The sequence below is a fragment of the Catenovulum agarivorans DS-2 genome (genome assembly GCF_000568405.1).
GTDB lineage: Bacteria > Pseudomonadota > Gammaproteobacteria > Enterobacterales > Alteromonadaceae > Catenovulum > Catenovulum agarivorans_A.
The window spans coordinates 1-412 of the sequence record NZ_ARZY01000118.1 but is presented as its reverse complement, the minus strand read 5'-3'; the positions used below and the strand labels follow the sequence as shown (position 1 = coordinate 412).

1 protein-coding gene is annotated in these 412 nt (G+C 38.3%); it reads left to right on the top strand.

Features of this window, described 5'->3' with window-relative positions; genetic code table 11:
* Positions 1 to 311: transposase (locus DS2_RS19455; protein ID WP_152537656.1), on the top strand; the 311-nt coding region annotated here is incomplete at its 5' end.
* Positions 312 to 412 lie beyond the last annotated feature (101 nt).

The window sequence follows — 412 nt, the reverse complement described above, 5'->3', positions numbered from 1 at the left end:
AGTGCATGCATAATCCAGATTCAGCCAATCACAGAAAAGGCAACGGACGGCAAGTATCATTTAGCATTAAAAACACTCAAAAGCCGAATTATACAGACTGGATGAAACATAGAGTGGACAGCGAAAAAGGAAAGCACATCTATAGTCACAGAATGTCGACAGTAGAGCCAGTGTTTGCCAATATAGGTACCCAGAAAAGATTAAGTCGATTTAGTTTGCGTGGTCAAAGTAAGGTACAAAGCCAATGGCAGTTATATTGTTTGGTGCACAATATAGAAAAACTGGCGAACTACGGTGAAATGAGGCATTAGCTATAGTAAATGGCCACATTAGCTAAGAAAAGGGCAAAATATGCTGATTTATTGTGTATATTTCGGCTACTCAGCGTGTATTAAATTATTGAAAAGTTGCA